The 17,126-nt window shown below is 64.8% G+C and carries 16 protein-coding genes; all 16 read left to right on the top strand.

Going from position 1 to position 17,126, the window contains the following annotated elements:
- Positions 1-26 precede the first annotated feature (26 nt).
- The 16 genes from JYP50_RS12710 to JYP50_RS12635 all read left to right on the top strand — a co-directional run bounded on the left by JYP50_RS12710 (position 27) and on the right by JYP50_RS12635 (position 17,122).
- The gene (locus JYP50_RS12710; RefSeq protein WP_206560907.1) at positions 27-434 is read left to right on the top strand and encodes a hypothetical protein; all 408 of its coding nucleotides are present in this window, start codon (positions 27-29) and stop codon (positions 432-434) included.
- A gap of 187 nt (positions 435-621) precedes the next feature.
- Positions 622-819 (top strand): HPr-rel-A system PqqD family peptide chaperone, encoded by a 198-nt coding sequence (locus JYP50_RS12705; protein WP_206560906.1) that lies wholly within the window; start codon positions 622-624, stop codon positions 817-819.
- Positions 816-1,742, top strand: coding sequence for an HprK-related kinase A (locus JYP50_RS12700; protein WP_206560905.1), 927 nt, complete (start codon positions 816-818; stop codon positions 1,740-1,742). The genes JYP50_RS12705 and JYP50_RS12700 overlap by 4 nt, the downstream gene beginning before the upstream one ends.
- Positions 1,739-2,854: a nucleotidyltransferase domain-containing protein gene (locus tag JYP50_RS12695; RefSeq protein ID WP_206560904.1), complete on the top strand. Its 1,116-nt coding sequence runs from the start codon at positions 1,739-1,741 to the stop codon at positions 2,852-2,854. Before JYP50_RS12700 ends, JYP50_RS12695 begins: the two co-directional genes overlap by 4 nt.
- A gap of 148 nt (positions 2,855-3,002) precedes the next feature.
- Positions 3,003-4,019, top strand: coding sequence for an ExeA family protein (locus JYP50_RS12690; protein WP_206560903.1), 1,017 nt, complete (start codon positions 3,003-3,005; stop codon positions 4,017-4,019).
- A gap of 236 nt (positions 4,020-4,255) precedes the next feature.
- The gene (locus JYP50_RS12685; RefSeq protein ID WP_241263116.1) at positions 4,256-4,987 is read left to right on the top strand and encodes an OmpA family protein; all 732 of its coding nucleotides are present in this window, start codon (positions 4,256-4,258) and stop codon (positions 4,985-4,987) included.
- A 130-nt stretch (positions 4,988-5,117) separates the two neighbouring features.
- A complete protein-coding gene (locus JYP50_RS12680; RefSeq protein ID WP_241263101.1) occupies positions 5,118-5,771 on the top strand; it encodes an XrtA/PEP-CTERM system exopolysaccharide export protein in 654 nt (217 codons plus the stop codon).
- Between the two features lie 41 nt (positions 5,772-5,812).
- Entirely contained in the window at positions 5,813-7,342 is a 1,530-nt protein-coding gene (locus JYP50_RS12675; protein WP_206560901.1) for an XrtA system polysaccharide chain length determinant, read from the top strand.
- Positions 7,343-7,538: 196 nt separating this feature from the next.
- The gene (locus JYP50_RS12670; RefSeq protein ID WP_206560900.1) at positions 7,539-8,561 is read left to right on the top strand and encodes an XrtA-associated tyrosine autokinase; all 1,023 of its coding nucleotides are present in this window, start codon (positions 7,539-7,541) and stop codon (positions 8,559-8,561) included.
- Positions 8,561-10,066 carry a TIGR03016 family PEP-CTERM system-associated outer membrane protein gene (locus JYP50_RS12665; RefSeq protein WP_206560899.1) on the top strand — a complete coding sequence of 502 codons (1,506 nt, stop codon included), beginning with the start codon at positions 8,561-8,563 and terminating at the stop codon, positions 10,064-10,066. Before JYP50_RS12670 ends, JYP50_RS12665 begins: the two co-directional genes overlap by 1 nt.
- Positions 10,067-10,077: 11 nt before the next feature.
- Positions 10,078-11,208: a non-hydrolyzing UDP-N-acetylglucosamine 2-epimerase gene (gene wecB, locus JYP50_RS12660; protein WP_206560898.1), complete on the top strand. Its 1,131-nt coding sequence runs from the start codon at positions 10,078-10,080 to the stop codon at positions 11,206-11,208.
- 19 nt (positions 11,209-11,227) lie between these two features.
- On the top strand, positions 11,228-12,076 hold the full coding sequence (locus JYP50_RS12655; RefSeq protein WP_241263100.1) for an XrtA system polysaccharide deacetylase: 849 nt from the start codon (positions 11,228-11,230) through the stop codon (positions 12,074-12,076).
- On the top strand, positions 12,073-13,104 hold the full coding sequence (locus JYP50_RS12650; protein WP_206560897.1) for a FemAB family XrtA/PEP-CTERM system-associated protein: 1,032 nt from the start codon (positions 12,073-12,075) through the stop codon (positions 13,102-13,104). The genes JYP50_RS12655 and JYP50_RS12650 overlap by 4 nt, the downstream gene beginning before the upstream one ends.
- A gap of 5 nt (positions 13,105-13,109) precedes the next feature.
- Positions 13,110-14,381 (top strand): TIGR03087 family PEP-CTERM/XrtA system glycosyltransferase, encoded by a 1,272-nt coding sequence (locus JYP50_RS12645; RefSeq protein ID WP_206560896.1) that lies wholly within the window; start codon positions 13,110-13,112, stop codon positions 14,379-14,381.
- The gene (gene xrtA, locus JYP50_RS12640) at positions 14,374-15,933 is read left to right on the top strand and encodes an exosortase A (RefSeq protein WP_206560895.1); all 1,560 of its coding nucleotides are present in this window, start codon (positions 14,374-14,376) and stop codon (positions 15,931-15,933) included. The genes JYP50_RS12645 and xrtA overlap by 8 nt, the downstream gene beginning before the upstream one ends.
- Positions 15,926-17,122, top strand: a complete 1,197-nt coding sequence (locus tag JYP50_RS12635; RefSeq protein WP_206560894.1) for a TIGR03088 family PEP-CTERM/XrtA system glycosyltransferase — start codon at positions 15,926-15,928, stop codon at positions 17,120-17,122. The genes xrtA and JYP50_RS12635 overlap by 8 nt, the downstream gene beginning before the upstream one ends.
- Positions 17,123-17,126: the final 4 nt, after the last annotated feature.

The following is a 17,126-nucleotide window of genomic DNA, read 5'->3' as shown; positions in this document are numbered from 1 at the left end:
GCCGCTGGCAGGGAAAGGTAATGGGAATGGATTGCGAACAGGACAAGCAGCAGCTATCGGCTGAGGCAACAGCCGCAGAAGAGCGCTCACCGGACAAGGCGGGGCAGTCGCGTCGCCAATTCGCGCGCTCGGCCGCCGTTGGCGGCGCCGTCATGTTGACTCTGGGGAACAGGGCGGCTTGGGGCCAAGGGGGCGGGGCCAGCAAGGTTTGTGTGTCGCGGGCGACTTTTGCCTCCTACACCGAGCCGGGGTTTGTCGTGTCGGCGTCTGCAAACGATCAGCGCCGGGCCGATTACGACGAGGTCGAGGCGTTCCAGCAGTTCGCCGATCGCACCGGCCAGACCCCGAAAATCCAGGGCGACAAGGTGTGTGTCAAGGCCGCGCAACCCGCGAGCCAGGCCGGGCAATTGGATTTTTCCCACTTCAACGAGTAAATGCCGGGCGTGGTGTGGGTGGCGCGAGTCAGCCTGAATCCGAAGCGCCCCATCTGTGACCTGGGGCACGGGTACTTTCAACGCCAATCTGGAATAATATACCGTCGCGGCTAGGATGCGGAGCAACGGCATGGCGTCTTGGGCATTGTCAGGCCCTGTCAAATTCTATGATCGAAGCGAGGGGCTGGTGGTATGTTATTGCCCCGACAGCGGCGATACTCACCTGATCAATGCCGAGGCCGCCGAAATCCTGCGGACGCTCGGCCGGCATCCCATTGCCGAAGCCGGGCTCCGCGAGACCCTGTCGCTGGACAGTGAGGCGGCGTCGGGCCTGGGCCAATTGCTGGCCGATCTGGCGCGGGTTGACCTGGTGAGCGAGTCGTGAAGCCCGGCACGCTCGCCGAGCTGGGTGAGGCCGAAACGCGCCGGCGCCTGGCCGGCGAGGGGCTGCGCTTGCGGGTGGGGCCTTACTGCTACGCCGTTCAGTGCCCTGTCCCGGTGGTGGCGCAGGGCGTGGCGGCACTGTACCGGGATCACTACCTGGCGCGGGACCCCGGTTTCGCCGATTTCCACGTCGCGCTGCGCCCGGCGGGCCTCCAGCAGCGCTTGAGCAAGCGGCTCGACTTTTTCCTCGATGAGCGGCAGCCCTTTGGCAGCATACCCCGCGGCCAGGCGTTTGCATTCTTTGAATGGGGCCTCAATTGGTGCCTGTCGGTCACCATGCACGAATATCTCAAGCTGCATGCCGCCGTCGTGGCGCGAAACGGGGTAGCCGTGGTGATGCCGGGTCTGCCGGGGGCGGGCAAGAGTACGCTGTGCGCCGCGCTGGCCCTGCGCGGCTGGCGGGTGCTTTCCGACGAGCACGCGCTGATCGTGCCGGGAAGCCACCGGGTCGTGCCGGTCAACCGTCCGGTCAGTCTCAAGAATGCGTCTATCGAGGTGATCAGGCGGTTTGCGCCCGATGCCGTCATCGGTCCGGTGTCGGAAGATACGCACAAGGGGCGGGTTGCGCACCTGAAAGCCGATGTCGCCCCCAACAGCCACGATCCGGCTCCTTTGGAGGCGGCATTCATGCTGTTTCCCCAGTACAGGGCGGGGGAGACGGTGCAGTTGCGCCCGCGCAGTCGGGCCGAAAGTTTCATCTTCGCCGCCCATCACTCCTTTAACTACAGCGTACTGGGCGACGAGGGTTTTGATGCCATGGCGGCTTTCGTCGACGGCGTGGATTGTTTTGACCTGCGTTACAGCGAGCTCGATGCCGTCGTCGAGGCGCTGGAGTCCCTGCTGCGGGGGCGGCCCGGGGCATGAGTATACAACTGATCGAACTGCTCCGCTCGCCGGAGCGCGCGGCCAGGCTGGGTGACCGGGACTGGGATCGCCTGATACCGCAGGCGCGGCTCGCCAGGCTGCTGGGCAGTCTCTACCACTGCCTGGACACCTTGCGGCCACGGCCGGCCATCCCCGAGAAGGTCTGGCGGCACCTTTATGCCGGTCACGCCGTGCACGTCAAGCAGTGCCGCAGCCTGCATTTTGAGTTGCGCAAGCTGGGGGTCGCCCTGGCCGAGGCGGGCGAGCGGGTGGTTCTGCTCAAGGGCGGCGCCTACATCCTGGCCGGACTGCCCGCGGCCAGCGGGCGCCTGATCTCCGATATCGATATCCTGGTGCAGGCCTCGAACCTGCACAAGGTGGAGGCCGCCCTCGGCCGGCACGGCTGGACTTCGGGTAGCATCGACCCCTACAACGATCGCTACTACCGGCAGTGGATGCATGAAATCCCGCCCCTGGGCCACGGCGAGCGGCACTCCACGCTGGATGTTCACCACACGATTCTGCCGCCCACCTCGGACAGTAGCATCGACCCGGAGGCTCTGTGGTCGGCGATGGTGGAGGCGGCCCCGGGCGTGTGGATGCTGGCGCCGGTCGATATGGTCCTGCACAGCGCCGCGCACCTGTTCCACGAGGGCGAGTTCGATCACGGTCTCCGGGACCTGCTGGACCTGGATCGCCTGCTCAGGCATTTCGCCGCCACCGAGGGGGAGGCATTCTTTCCCGCCTTGGCCGCGCGCGCGCGCGAGATGGGCCTGCAGCGCCCCCTGTTCTATGCGCTGCGCTATACCCGTCGTTTCCTGGGCACCCCGGTGCCCGACGGCTTCTCCCGCGAGCTGCTGCCGCGCCGGCCCACGGCCCCGGGGCGCCGCCTGATGGACTTCCTGTTCCTGCGGGCCTTTACCCCCAATCACTCTTCCTGTCGCCTGCCATTTACCGCGCCGGCTTTGTTCTGCCTTTACGTGCGCTCCCATTACCTGCGAATGCCGCTGCGCCTGTTGCTGCCCCACCTGGCCCGCAAAGCCTGGATGGATCTTTTTCCGGCCGCGCCCGACAGGGGCGAAAAAGCGCAGGGGCAGGCTGCCGGGGGTTAGCGGAGCCCGGTTAGGGGCGTCAACATTCTGGGCCGGCGCGGGCCGGAACTGCGTCCCGATTCGGCCGCTTCACGCTTGCAAAGTCGGGGACTCTCTGCAAAGCTCGTTGGCTGGGTTTCTGGGCCTCGCGGGCAGGCGGCATCGAGGAATGTACGAGCGTATTTTCAATTTCACGGCGGAGCCCTTTAGGCTAAGTCCCGACCACCACTTCTGCTACGAGCACGGCGCCTATGCCAAGGCGCGGGCCTACATGGCCTATGCCTATATGCGCGCCGAGGGCTTCGCGATGATTACCGGCCGCCCGGGTACCGGTAAAACCACGCTGATCGGAGACCTGGTCGAGAGCCTGGCCGATGAGTCTGTCACCACCGCCAATCTGGTTTGCACCCAGCTGGAAGCCAACGACCTGCTGAAAATGGTGGCCTATAACTTTGGCATCAGTGCGCAGGTGGTGGAAAAGGGCGAGCTGCTGCAGCGCCTCACCGAGCTGCTGCACCGTTGGAATCGCGAGGGGCGGCGCGCCCTGCTGATCGTCGATGAAGCCCAGGACCTGACGGTTTCGGCCATGGAGGAGCTGCGCCTGCTCACCAACATCCAAAGCAACGGCCAGCCCCTGCTGCAGATATTCCTGCTCGGCCAGCCCGAGCTGCGCGAGCTGGTACTGCGGCCCGAGATGGAGCAGGTCCATCAGCGCATCGTCGCCGCGAGCCATCTCAAGTCGCTGGAGTCGGGCGAAACCGAGGCCTATATTCGCCACCGCCTGGAGCGCGTGGGCTGGTCGGGCGACCCCGCGATCAGCAAGTCGGTTTTTCCCCTGATTTACAAGTTCAGCGAGGGTGTCCCCCGGCGTATCAACCTGATCTGTAGCCGCCTGCTGTTGCACTGCGCGGTGGAGAATCGGCACCGGGTTGGGGTGGCCGACGTGAAAGAGGTTATAACCGAGCTGCAGGGTGAGCACCTTGCGGCGGGCAGGCAGTTTTCGGAACAGGACTTCCAGCAGGCGGACGTGTTTGACGACGCGCCCGCCGCCGCGCCGCAATCACCTGAGGAAGCCGGCGAGAGGGGCGGCGCCGACGACGCGGCCGCATCCCCTGCCGAGGCGGTGGCGGTGGACATCGAAAAGGCGCGGGCCGCCAGCGAAAAAAAAAAGACACGGGGGAGCTGAGCGCCGAGCCGACGGCGGGTGAGCCTGGGCATGCCCCTCGTGTTCCCCGGGAACGCGGGGTTGCCGCCGGGACTGCGCTTGCCATCGAACCGGAGGCCGGGCCCGAACCCGAACCAAAACCCGAACTAAAACCCGAACCAAAACCCGAACTTAAACCGCCTCGCAGGGTGGGAGCCGAGGCGCCACCCTACCGGCGCCGCCCGTCGCGGGCCGGCGCGGGACTTGTTCTCGGCTTGATGCTGTTGGCGCTGGGCCTCGCCAGCCTGTTCTTGTACCGCTACACCACGGCCGGCCCGCAGTCCTTGTGGCACGGCGTCAGTGAGCGGGAAGGCGGTCCTGGCGGCGAGCCGGGGAGCCGGGCGCCCGCGCCGGTGGTGGCGCCGGAACTGCCCGATGACCAGGGTGCGGCCGAGGACGGGCTTGCCGGTCTCGGTGTTCCCGCGGATGGGCGGCGGACATATCCGCTATTGCTGCCGGTGGTCGCGCGCGTCCGGCCGGTGTTCGCCACGCTGCCGCGTATTGATGCGGGCGTGCCACGGGGGGAGTCCGCTCGCGAGCCGGACGCCGGTGAGCCCCGCTTGTCCATGGCGGAGCCGGCTGCGGAGACGGCGGGTTCTGGCGTCGCGCCGGCTGGCGCGATTCGGGTTCATTTTGATTTCGACAGCAGCGCGCTGGATGAGGATTCCAGGCGCAGTCTTGAACTCGCGGTCCATATGATGGAGCGGGCGGGCCCGGCGGCGAGGGCGCGTATTTCCGGCTACGCGGACCCCTTCGGCAACGGGGACTACAACCTGAGCCTGTCCCGCCGCCGCGCGGAGACCGTTGCCAACTACATGGCGCGGCTGGGCGTCCCGCCACAGCGTATGGAAGTGCGGGGGCTGGGGAGCGATGGCGGTGAGCCGCGCGCCGCGGGCGTCGATGCCCAGCGACTGGTGCGAGTCGAAATTATCCCCGTGGCCTCCAGGTAGGTACGGTTCCACGGCGGTTGTGATGTTTTTCACATAAGTCCCAGTTAAATCGGGCTATTTGCAGATCACATGCTATGCTCAGGTCAATAATGACTTGGCGTGGATTCGGCGCATTCAACAGGAGGGAGAGATGCCTGCTTGCCATGGAGAGAAAAGAGCGGGGTACCGCGAGGGGCGGCTAGGCGCCGCCTTTGCGGTGGTGTTGACGATGGTGTTGGCGGGCTGCACGGGCTCGTCCCATCCGCCCGTGCCCGAGTCCGCGCGCGGTGAAGCCCCTGATTTCGACTACGTAGTCGGTCCGGGCGATACCCTCGAGGTTTTTGTATGGGGTAACGAGGAGTTGTCCTCGGCAGGAATTGTGCGCCCCGATGGCAAGTTCACAACCCGGCTGGTGGAGGATCTTCAGGCGAGCGGCAAGACCTCAACCCAGTTGGCACGGGATATCGAAAAAGCCTACGGCGAATATGTCAGGCAGCCCGTGGTCAGCGTGATCGTCAACGGTTTTGTGGGGGTTCCCGCGCAACAGGTTCGCGTTGTTGGCGAGGCGACCCAGCCAGCCAGCGTACCGTTTCGCAAGCACATGACCCTGCTGGACCTTATGATTGCCGTGGGTGGCGTCACCGAGTATGCCGATGGCAATGGTTCCGTGCTGGTGCGTACCGAGGGTGGCAGGCAGCAATCCTATGGTCTGCGCCTGGACGACCTGCTCAAGGATGGGGACATCACGGCAAACCTGCCATTGAAGCCCGGCGATATCATTATTATTTCGGAATCCTGGTTCTGATAATCGCCGTGGTCGCGAGCTGTTAGCAGAGTAGGGCGGATATGCAGGAAGCAATAGCGCAAGTTTTCTCCTATATATGGGGCGTCTGGCGGCACCGCTGGCTGGTTCTTATCGTCGCCTGGGTGTTCGCCGTGGCGGGATGGGTCTGGGTATGGCAGCTGCCCGAGGCCTATGTGGCCTCGGCTCGGGTGTATGTCGATACCAACAGTGTCCTGCGCCCGCTGTTGCGTGGCCTGGCTATCCAGCCGGATATCGATCAGCGCATCGCAATGATGAGCCGGACCTTGCTCAGCAGGCCCAACCTGGAAAAACTGATGCGCATGACCGATCTCGACCTGGACGTCAACACCGAGCTGGAGCGAGAGGAAATGGTGGGCAGGCTCAGGGAGGCCATTACCCTCTCGGGCGAGCGGGGCAACTACTCGCTCTATGCCATCTCGGTCAGCGACTCGGACCGCGAGACCGCCAAGCGCATCGCCCAGTCCCTGATCACGGTGTTTATCGAGAGCTCGCGCAGCGAGAAACAGGATGACAGCTCGGGCGCGCAGACCTTCCTCGACGAGCAGATCGCCGATTACGAAGAGCGGCTTCAAGCCGCCGAGGAAAGGCTCGCGAAATTCAAACAGGAAAATGTCGACAGCCTGCCGGGTGGCGGGGGTGACTATTACAGCCGTCTCGAGTCCGCGCGCCGGGAACTCGCCCAGGCTGAATTGCTGCTGCGGGAGGCGGAAAACCGCAAACGGGAATTGCAGCGCCAGCTGAATGGCGAGGAGCCGGTTTTCCTGGCCAGTGGCGCTGGCGGTCAATCGCCGCTGGATAGCCGTATTCAGTCGCTTCAGGTGAACCTGGATATGCTGCTTTCACGCTATACCGACAAGCATCCCGAGGTCCGGCAGATCCAGGGCTTGATCGACGAATTGCAGGCCGAGAAGGCGCGTGAGTTCAATTCCGGGGAGGGGCTGAACTATAGCGGTCTCGCGACCAGTCCGGTCTACCAGAGCATGCGTTCCATGCTGGCCGAGACCGAGGCGCGAGTCGCCGAGCTGCAGGTGCGTGTGGTCGAGTTCCGCCAGCGCGTGGAGGCCCTGGAGGACAAGGTCAACAGCATTCCGGATGTCGAGGTGCAGTTGAAGCAGCTGGATCGCGACTACAACGTGATCGCCGCCCAGCACAATCAGCTGCTGCAACGGCGTGAGTCCGCGCGACTGTCCGAAGACGTCGAGCAGAATGCCTCCGGCGTGACCTTCCGCGTTATCGATCCGCCCTTCGTGCCGATGAAACCGTCGGAACCCAACAAAATCCTGCTGAACGCCGGGGTCCTGGTTGTCAGTGTCGGTATCGGCTTGGGGGCCGGCTTGCTCATGTCGCTGATTTCCCCGGTTGTCTGCGACCCGCGAACACTGGTCGCGGCCACGGGCCTGCCCTTGCTCGGCACGGTCACTTTGGTGCAGCCCGCCGAGGAGAGGCGTCGAGAACTCTATGCGTTGGCGGCCTACTCCGCTCTGGCGGTGGCTTTGCCGGCCGCGTACGTGGCGCTCAGTATCGGGCAGAGTGCATTATTGGCAAGCTAGCAGGCGGTTGAGAAGCAGCCTGCGTCACTGGCCGCGCAGTGGCCGATGACAAAAGCAAGCATGTAGGTAATGGATTTTCAGAGTCCCTCTTTGCGGACATGCGCCGTACAGAGGGCTTGAAAAGGCCTCGCGAGGCTTTTTCAGCACCCTGCTGGGACCGTGGCAACCAACAACGCCATAAAGGACATTGGCTGATATGAGCATTATCGAAAAAGCGGTGGGAGAGCTCGGCAAGCGCAAAAACACCGGCAGGGAGCCGGTGGAGGCCGATGCGCCCACGGCGGTGCAGCGGGCATCCGATTCAACCACGGCAGCCGCGGTGGTCGCCACCGACGAGGCGCGCCAAGCCCGTCGCGAGCTGCCAGTGGAGCCCGAGGCCTCGCGCGGTGTCATCGAGATTCCCTTCAATGACCTGCATAAAAAGGGGATGTTGACTCCTGCGATACCCCGTTCGGCGATCGCCGAGGAATACCGGACGATCAAGCGGCCTATTCTGAAGAATATCGACGGCCACGTGACGACCAAGATCCCGTTTGCCAATCTGGTAATGGTAACCAGCGCGCTACAGGGCGATGGCAAGACCTTTTCGTCCATTAACCTGGCCCTGAGTATCGCAATGGAAATGGACAAGACGGTACTTTTCGTCGATGCCGATATTGCCAAGGCGACAGCGGGCAAGCTGCTGGGCGTACCGCCCAAAAGCCAGGGGCTGATCGATATCCTCGAGAACAAAGGCGTGACGCCGGGCGATGTTCTGCTTCGCACCAATATGGAGAAGCTGAGTATCCTGCCGGCGGGAAACGTCCACGAACATGCCAACGAACTGCTTGCCAGTAGCGGTATGCGAGCGTTGATGGTGGAGCTTTCGGAGCGCTATTCCGATCGTGTCATTGTCTTTGATTCCCCCCCCTTGTTGCTGACCACCGAGGCCGGCGTACTGGCCAGCTTTATGGGGCAGATCGTTTTCGTGGTTCGTGCGGACCACACCCCGCAGCAGGCGGTGGTCGAAGCGCTCGAACACATCGGGCCGGATAAAATGGTTGGCACCGTGCTCAACCGCGCGCGCCGGCGCAGGGTAAGTCCCTTCGGTTACGGTTACAGCTACGGTTATGGTTACGGCTATGGCTACGGTGCCAGTGCCAGTGCCAGCGATGGCGGCGCGAATCCACGGTACCGGGGCCGGCAACCGGATGCAGGCAACGGCCCGGAGGCGATCTGATGGGGGCGCGGGACATCGGCTTGCACAGCGGGATTCCGTCCTGGGTCGCGGCGGCTGGCTTCGTGCTTCTTGTGCCGGTTGATACGCCGCAAGCCGCGCAATGGGATACCGGGGCCGGGCTCACGCTGGGAGCGGTGTATAGCGATAACGTATGCCTGCGTAACGTCGACGAAGAAAACAAGGCAATAGGCACCGCCACGCCCAATGTGCGAGTGTCCGCGGATGGCGTCAACGGCAGTATGGACCTGTTCGCGGCGGTGGAATTCAACACGCTGGAAAACAGCAGCCTGGATTGCAACGCGCAGGGGACGGAGGCCCTGTCCCCGGCGCCCCGTGTCAGGTTCAATGGCAATACCACGCTGGTGCCGCAATGGTTGTACCTCGATGCCACCGCCTTTGCCGACCAAAACCCGATAAACCAGTTTGTCGCCGGAAGCGAGGACAATTTATCCGGCCGCGGAAACGTCAACACCACCTATCAGTACAGGGTGTCGCCGTATTTGTACCGCCAGCTTTCGGCAACAACCAGTGCCTTGCTGCGCGCGACCTATAGCGAAGAGGTCAACACCGAGGATGCGGTGTCCGATAGCGAAAGAGAGCAGGTTTACCTCGATGTTGGCAGTTCGCCCGAGCTCAGTCAGTTCAGTGTGGGGGTTGTTGGTCAATACAGCAACATTGATTACTCCCGGGAGCGCAGCGGCGACAGGACTTTCAACAGTGAGCTCTCCTCGGCGCAATTGCGCGCCGCCTACCAGCTTAGTCGCCAGTGGCAGGTCAATGGCTACGTCGGCGAGGAATGGAACGATTACATTTCGGTGTTCCAGGAGGAAGAGGGCAGCTACTGGGACGTCGGCCTGATTTGGACACCCAATAAGCGGGTGACGATCGCCGCCGGGACCGGTGAGCGCTTTTTTGGCTCCACGCCGCGTGCCTCGGTGGACTACCGCTATCGCAGTGGCCGCATCTCCCTGTCCTACGAGCGCGAACTGACATACGACCGTTCGCTGCGCGGCACCGACCCCTTTGCCGATGATATCGACGGGCTGTTGGACGACAGCATTCCGGACCTGGGAACGGTGCAGGAACCGGGCGGCGCCCCGACCACAATCACCAACAGCCCGATCCTCAACGAACGCCTGCGCTTCGTCTATACCTACCGCGCGCGCAGGACGTCGGTGACTGTCAATGCGTCGCACTCCGATCAAACGCGCGCCGAGGATGGACTGGAAGATACGTTTATCGACGCCGGGGTGCGCCTGGAGCGCGAGCTGTCGCGTCGCCTGAGCCTTTTTACCCGCGTCTCGTGGTATGTCAGGGAGCCCGACCAACGGCGTGCCATCGTGCGCGATTCCGAGACCGGACGGTTCAGTCTCGGCGCGCGGGCGCAGTTTGGGATCAACACGAGTGCAACGCTAACGTATCAGTACACAGACCGTAGTTCCGATATTCCCAACGATGAATATCAGGAGAATCGCGTCATATTGCGCTTCAACTACCAGTTGTAAGGTAAAGGACAATGAGCCCAGTCAATCCCGCCGGCCATATTGTATGCGTGGTCGGAGCCCGCCCCAACTTCATGAAGATCGCGCCGATAATGCGCTGTTTTCGCGGTGAAGATAGCCGCCTGTCCGCCAGTTTGGTGCATACCGGCCAGCACTACGACGCCGCCATGAAACAGTCCTTTTTCGACCAGTTGGGCATTCCCGAGCCGGATTGCGACCTGGGGGTGGGGTCTGGTTCCCACGCGGTGCAAACCGCCGATATCATGAAACGCTTCGAGCCGGTGCTGGACCAGGAGCGCCCCAGCGCGGTGCTGGTGGTTGGCGATGTGAACTCGACCATCGCCTGTTCCCTGGTGGCGGTGAAAAAGGGCTTGCCGGTGATTCATGTCGAGGCCGGGCTTCGCAGCGGCGACCGCACGATGCCCGAGGAAATCAACCGGATATTGACCGACCAGTTGTCTGAACTGCTATTCACCACCGAACGCGATGCCGCGGCAAACCTGGCCCGCGAAGGGGTGGCGCCGGAGCGGGTGCACTTCGTCGGCAATGTGATGATCGACACGCTGCTCTACAACCTGGACAAGGCTGTTCCCGCGGCGGAGACGCTGGGTGGCGTGATGAGTGGCGGGGAGGCGCCGGACCGCTACGGCCTGCTGACCCTGCATCGCCCCGCGAACGTGGACGATCCCGATACCCTGCGGCGCCTGCTGGAAACCCTGTCTGTGATCAGCCGCGACCTGCCGCTGATCTTTCCCATCCACCCACGTACCCGGGACAGGATCGAGGCCGCCGGCCTGCAGGGGTTGATCGAGCAGTCCGCCATTTACACCCAGCCGCCGATGGGCTACCTGGAAATGCTCGGCCTGATGCGCGACGCCACCGCGGTGTTCACCGACTCCGGGGGTATCCAGGAGGAAACCACGGCCCTGGGAGTTCCCTGCGTTACCCTGCGCGAAAGCACGGAACGGCCGATTACCGCCACCGAAGGCACCAACACCATCGTCGGTAGCGACAGCCAGCGCATACTGGATACCTATTCCGAGCTCAGCCGCACGGGCGGCAAGCGGGGGCGCGTGCCCGAGTACTGGGATGGGAAGGCTGCCCCGCGCATCTACAACCACATTGTCGCCTGGTTGGGCGGCTAGCGCGGAAGCCGCCAGTCCGATGAGTACCATCGTCAATGCCATGACCGTGGACGTGGAGGATTACTTCCAGGTGTCCGCCTTTGAACGCCACATTGCGCGCAGTGACTGGGACAGCCTGCCGTGTCGCGTGGAGCACAATGTGGACCGGATTTGCGAGTTGTTTTCCGACGCGGGCATCAAGGGCACCTTCTTCACGCTTGGCTGGTTGGCGCAGCGTTACCCCGCCATGGTCAAGCGTATTGTCGCCGAGGGGCATGAGTTGGCCAGCCATGGTTGGGAGCACACCCGCGTGACCCAGCAGGACCCGGAGACCTTTCGCAAGGACGTGCAGCGCAGCCGCGAAACCCTGGAAGCCTTGTCGGGACAGCCGGTGCGCGGCTATCGCGCCGCCAGCTATTCCATTGGCCGGGACAACCTCTGGGCCCTCGACGTACTGGCCGACGCGGGCTACCGCTACAGCTCCAGCGTCGTACCCATCCGGCACGACAACTACGGCATGCCCGGCGCTCCACGCTTTGCCCATCTCGTGGCGGGTGACCGCTTGCTCGAGGTGCCCCCCACGACCCTGCCGGTGGCGGGGCGGAACTTTAATTTTGGCGGCGGCGGCTGGTTTCGCCTGTTTCCCTACGCGCTATCGAGGCAGGCCCTGCACCAGGTCAACGAGGCTGAATCGCAGCCCTGTGTGTTCTATTTCCACCCCTGGGAGATCGACCCCGATCAACCGCGGGTACCGGGTGTAGGCTTGCGCACGCGTTTCCGTCACTACCTGAACCTGAAGCGCACCTATCCGCGTTTGCAACGGCTGCTGGGAGATTTTCGCTGGGGCCGGATGGACGAGGTATTCCTGGGCGGGGAGGCTTCGGCATGACCCTTTCGGTACGCGCCGCCGGAGCGGCGGACGAAGCCCTCTGGGATGCTTATGTCGGGCGCCACGAACACGCCACGTTTTTTCACCGATTTGGCTGGAGCCGGGTGCTGCGGCAGGCCTTCGGGCACCAACCCCATTTCCTGGTAGCCGAGGAGGGCGGCCGCTTGCGCGGGGTCCTGCCCCTGGCCGAGGTGAGGAGTTACCTGTTCGGCCGCTCCCTGACCAGCCTGCCTTTTTGCGTCTATGGCGGCGATTTGGCCGATGACAGGGAGGCCGCGGGTGCCCTGCGCGAGGCGGCTTGTGAATTGGCCGCGCGGATGAAAGTCGGGGCGCTGGAACTGCGCAGTACGCGGGATTCGGGCTTCGGCTGGCCGACCAAGGACCTGTACTACACCTTTCGCAAGCAACTGGAGAGCGATCACGACGCCAATCTCAAGGCGATACCGAACCGCCAGCGGGCAATGATCCGCAAGGGAATCGCGGAGGGCCTGCGCAGTGAGGAAACCGCGGATATCAAACGCCTGTATCGCGTCTACTCCGAGAGCGTGCGCAACCTGGGGACGCCGGTGTTCGCGCGTCGCTACCTGGAGATACTACAGCGGGAGTTCGCCGGTGATTGCCGCTTGTTGATGATCGCCGACGACGACGGCGACGTGGCGGGGGTCATGAGTTTCTACCATCGGGGGGAAGTGCTGCCCTACTACGGCGGAAGCGTCGCCCGCGCCCGCGACATCAAGGGTTGCAACCATTTCATGTACTGGGAGCTTATGCGGCGCTCGGTGGAAGAGGGGGTGCTGGGCTTCGATTTCGGCCGCAGCAAGCGGGATACCGGTCCTTTCAGCTTCAAGAAAAATTTCGGCTTCGAGCCCTCCTCGCTGCCCTACGAGTATCACCTGGTGACCCGCGACAGCGTGCCCAACCTCAGTCCCAGCAATCCCCGCTACGCGCGCCTGATCGATACCTGGCGCAGGATTCCGTTGCCGGTGGCCAACACCATCGGGCCGTTTCTCGCCCGCAGTCTCGGGTAGCGCGCATGTCTCCGGCCGATCGCGGCACCAGGCACCCGCTCCTACTGTTGTGCCACCGCATCCCCTATCCACCGGACAAGGGCGACAAGATCCGCTCCTATCATTTGCTGGAGTATCTCCGCCGGCACTACGATGTTTACCTCGGGGCCTTCGTCGACGATCCCGACGACTGGCGGCACCGCGATGCGCTGGAGGGCCTCTGCCGCGAGGCCATGCTGCTTCCGCTCGCGCCCCTGCGGGCGAAGCTGGGCAGTCTGGCCGGCCTGGTTCGCAACGAGCCGCTGACCCTGGGCTATTATCGCGATCGCCGCCTGAGCCGCTGGGTTCAATCGGTGGTGGAGCGCGAGGGCATACGCCGTGTCGTGGTGTTTTCCTCGTCCATGGGGCAGTTCACTCCCCGCGCGGGCGGCGTCGAGGCGACCACCGTCGTCGACTTTGTCGATGTCGATTCCGCCAAGTGGACCCAGTATGCGAAGCGCAAATCCTGGCCCCTGTCGTGGTTGTACCGGCGAGAAGGCCGCAGCCTGGCGCGCTACGAAAAGCGCTTGAGCCACGAGACCGACGCCAGTGTCTTTGTCTCCGCGGAAGAAGCCGCGCTCTACCGCCGTCGCAATCCGGATATCGCGGAACGGGTGACTTACTACCGCAACGGGGTCGATACCGAGTACTTCGACCCCGGTCAGCGGGGGGAGTCGCCGTACCCCGACGGCACCCTGCCACTGGTGTTTACCGGCGCCATGGACTATTGGCCGAACGTCGACGCCGTGGCCTGGTTTAGCCGGGAGGTGCTCCCCCTGGTGCGCCGTCATCGCCCCGACGCGGTGCTCTATATAGTTGGCAGCCGTCCGGCGCGGGAGGTACGCGCCCTGGCCCGCGAGGCCGAAGTGGTGGTTACCGGCCGCGTGGATGATATGCGCCCCTGGCTCGGGCATGCCCGGGTATCGGTGGCGCCGGTCCGCGTGGCCCAGGGCATTCAGAACAAAGTGCTCGAAGCCATGGCCATGGCGCGGCCGCTGGTGGTGACGTCCAGGGCGCTCGAGGGCATACCGGCCTCGGATGCGGAGCATGTGCTACTGGCCGACGACGCGCAGGCCATGGCGACGCGGATACTGGCATTGCTCGACGGCCAGTATCCGGCCCTCGGCGGAGCCGCGCGCAGGCTGGTGCGCGACAGTTTTAGCTGGGAGGCCTCGCTGCCCGTTCTCGGCCAGTTGCTGGAGGGCGAGTCCCAGGCCACCGGATACCGGCAGCTGGATGCCGGAGCGGCGCATGGTTAGGGTAGTGGCTGGTTCCGATCTTGCCTTTCGACCCGCTTTAACGGCCGGGTTGTGCTATATCGTCGCGGTATTGGCCTGCTTCTGGCCCACACTCATGGGCATGGTCGATATCTGGTCCCGTTCCGATACCTTTGCCCACGGTTTTCTGGTGGGGCCCATCAGTGCCTGGCTGGTGTGGCGCCAGCGCGAGGGGCTGGCCGGCATCGCGGCGCGGCCGGTTCCCTGGGTGCTGCCGTTGATGCTGCCGCTGGGTTTCGCCTGGGTGCTCGCCGAGCTCGCCGAAGTGCGGGTGGTGGCGCAGTTGGCGATGGTGGCGATCCTGCCGGTCGGGCTTTGGGCCATTCTCGGTCACGCCCTGATACAGCGGCTGGCGTTTCCGCTGGGCTTCCTGTTCCTGTCGGTGCCTATCGGCGAGGGCCTGATTCCGCCGATGATGGAGTTCACCGCCTGGGCCACGGTGTGGCTGGTCGAGGCCAGCGGCGTTCCGGTGTACCGGGAGGGATTGCTGTTTACCCTGCCGACCGGGGTTTGGTCGGTGGTGGAGGCCTGCAGTGGCGTGCGCTACCTGATCGCGTCTTTCACGCTGGGCCTGCTCTACGCCTACCTGACCTATCGAAGCCTGGCGCGGCGCGTGCTGTTTGCCCTGGCCGCGCTGCTGGTGCCGGTGATCGCCAATGCCTTGCGCGCCTATTTCATTGTCATGCTGGGCCACCTGACCAACGGCAAGCTGGCGACCGGTGTCGATCACCTGCTCTACGGTTGGGTGTTCTTCGGCCTGGTGATGTTGCTGTTGTTCTGGCTCGGCGGAATCTGGCGCGAGGATACCGAGCACCCCCGCGTCGCATCCCCAACGGAGTCGGGCGACGCGCCCGCGCCCCTGTCGCGGCTCTTTATCACTTGCTGTGGCGCCATCCTGATGGCGGCCATGTGGCCGGCACTGGCGCACATGCGGCAGGCGACCCTGTCGCCGGTGGTCGCGGAGGCGCCGCCGGCTCCCCCGGCGTTGGCGTCCTGGGAGGTTGGCGGCGCGCAACCCTGGCGCTGGCAGCCGGTACGCGAGGCCAACGTCCTGCGCACGCAGGCGGTCTACCGCTTTGGTGGCGAACCGGTGGTGCTCTACCTCGACCGGCTCGACCCGGGGCTTGAAGGCGCGGAACTGGTGGCGATGCCCAGTCGCTTGCTGGGCGAGGGCGAGAGCTCGCGCCTGCTCCGGCAGTCGGCGCAAGCCGCTCCCGTGGGCGTGACGGCCGGGCGGATCAATCAGTTCTCCGTCGCCGACGGCCACGATCGCCTGAGGGTGTGGTACTGGTACCAGATTGGTTCCCGCGCCACCGGGGGCGCGGTAAACGCGAAGATACTGGAGGCCTGGGAAAAACTGCGGGGCAGCGGCGTGACCCAGGCCAGGATCATCGTGGTCACCCGGGAGGACAGCCTGGCGGCCGGCGCCGTCGATACCGCCACCGAGCGGCTCGCCCGATTCCTGGGCCACGCCGGGCCGGTGATCGAAAACACCGTTGCCGGTGAGGCGGCGTCCGGAGCCAGCCGTGAGTGAATCGCGGGCGCCGCTCGTTGCGCACCTGATCTACCAGCTCGGCACCGGGGGGCTGGAAAACGGCCTGGTGAATATCATTAACCGCTCGCCGGCGGATCGCTACCGGCATGCGATTATCTGCCTGACCACGAGCGAGCCCTTCGCCCGGCGCATCACCGCGCCCGGGGTTGAGGTGATTGAACTTCGCAAGCGGCCGGGAACCGACCTGGCCGCCTACCGCCGCTTGCGGCGGGAGCTGGCGCGCCTGTCTCCGGCCATTGTCCACAGCCGGAATCTCGCGGCACTCGAAGCGCAACTGGCGACGCTGTGGCTGCCGGGATTGCGCCGTGTTCACGGGGAGCACGGGCGGGACATGTTTGACCTCGAGGGGCGCAATCCGCGTTACCGATGGTTGCGCCGGGCGCTGCGGAGCGTGATTCACCGCTACGTGGCGGTCAGCGAGGATCTGGCAGGCTGGCTGGAGCGCGATATCCGGGTACCCCGGCAGCGGATTCGGCAGATCTACAACGGCGTGGACCGCGAGCGCTTTTATCCCGGCACGCCGCCGCCGGCGCTGCTGCCGCCGGGGTTCATGCCGCGGGAGGGGGGGATTCTGCTCGGCGCCGTCGGTCGCCTGGCCCAGGTCAAGAATCACGCCGGCTTGATACGCGCGCTGGCGCGGCTGTTTGAGGGCGCGCCGCCCCTGCGCGAACGGGTGCGCCTGGTGCTGGTGGGTGATGGGCCGCTGGCGGGTGAGCTTCAGCAGTTGGTGGCCGAACTCGGCCTGGACGGGCAGGTTCTGCTTGCGGGGGAGCGGGACGACATCCCGGACCTGCTGCGCGCGATGGACCTCTTCCTGCAGCCCTCGCTGGGCGAGGGGGTGTCCAATACCGTCCTGGAGGCCATGGCCACCGCCCTGCCGGTTATCGCGACGCGGGTCGGCGGCAATCCGGAGCTGGTGACCGAGGGGGCCACTGGCTACCTGGTGCCCGTGGACGATGACGCGGCGCTCGCCGCGGCGCTCGCGCGGGCACTGGAATCCCCCTCGCTGCCGGAGATGGGGCGGCGGGCTCGCGAGCGGGTGCTGGGCGAGTTTGTGTGGGAGCGCACGGTGGACGGCTATCTGTCGTTATATGATGAGGTGCTGGCCCCGGCCCGGGCCGGTGGCGCGGGTTCGCCAGCGTCATCGCGGGCGGGGCGGGCACGCTAAAAGG

The organism is Parahaliea mediterranea (assembly GCF_017255185.1).
GTDB lineage: Bacteria > Pseudomonadota > Gammaproteobacteria > Pseudomonadales > Halieaceae > JAFKCZ01.
This window is presented reverse-complemented; position numbering and strand designations above follow the sequence as displayed.

Coding starts and splice junctions, on each gene's coding strand:
- xrtA (WP_206560895.1), top strand. CDS start 14,374: ATGGTTAGGGTAGTGGCTGGTTCCGATCTTGCCTTTCGACCCGCTTTA.
- wecB (WP_206560898.1), top strand. CDS start 10,078: ATGAGCCCAGTCAATCCCGCCGGCCATATTGTATGCGTGGTCGGAGCC.
- JYP50_RS12650 (WP_206560897.1), top strand. CDS start 12,073: ATGACCCTTTCGGTACGCGCCGCCGGAGCGGCGGACGAAGCCCTCTGG.
- JYP50_RS12655 (WP_241263100.1), top strand. CDS start 11,228: ATGAGTACCATCGTCAATGCCATGACCGTGGACGTGGAGGATTACTTC.
- JYP50_RS12710 (WP_206560907.1), top strand. CDS start 27: ATGGATTGCGAACAGGACAAGCAGCAGCTATCGGCTGAGGCAACAGCC.
- JYP50_RS12690 (WP_206560903.1), top strand. CDS start 3,003: ATGTACGAGCGTATTTTCAATTTCACGGCGGAGCCCTTTAGGCTAAGT.
- JYP50_RS12645 (WP_206560896.1), top strand. CDS start 13,110: ATGTCTCCGGCCGATCGCGGCACCAGGCACCCGCTCCTACTGTTGTGC.
- JYP50_RS12670 (WP_206560900.1), top strand. CDS start 7,539: ATGAGCATTATCGAAAAAGCGGTGGGAGAGCTCGGCAAGCGCAAAAAC.
- JYP50_RS12695 (WP_206560904.1), top strand. CDS start 1,739: ATGAGTATACAACTGATCGAACTGCTCCGCTCGCCGGAGCGCGCGGCC.
- JYP50_RS12665 (WP_206560899.1), top strand. CDS start 8,561: ATGGGGGCGCGGGACATCGGCTTGCACAGCGGGATTCCGTCCTGGGTC.
- JYP50_RS12685 (WP_241263116.1), top strand. CDS start 4,256: ATGCTGTTGGCGCTGGGCCTCGCCAGCCTGTTCTTGTACCGCTACACC.
- JYP50_RS12675 (WP_206560901.1), top strand. CDS start 5,813: ATGCAGGAAGCAATAGCGCAAGTTTTCTCCTATATATGGGGCGTCTGG.
- JYP50_RS12680 (WP_241263101.1), top strand. CDS start 5,118: ATGCCTGCTTGCCATGGAGAGAAAAGAGCGGGGTACCGCGAGGGGCGG.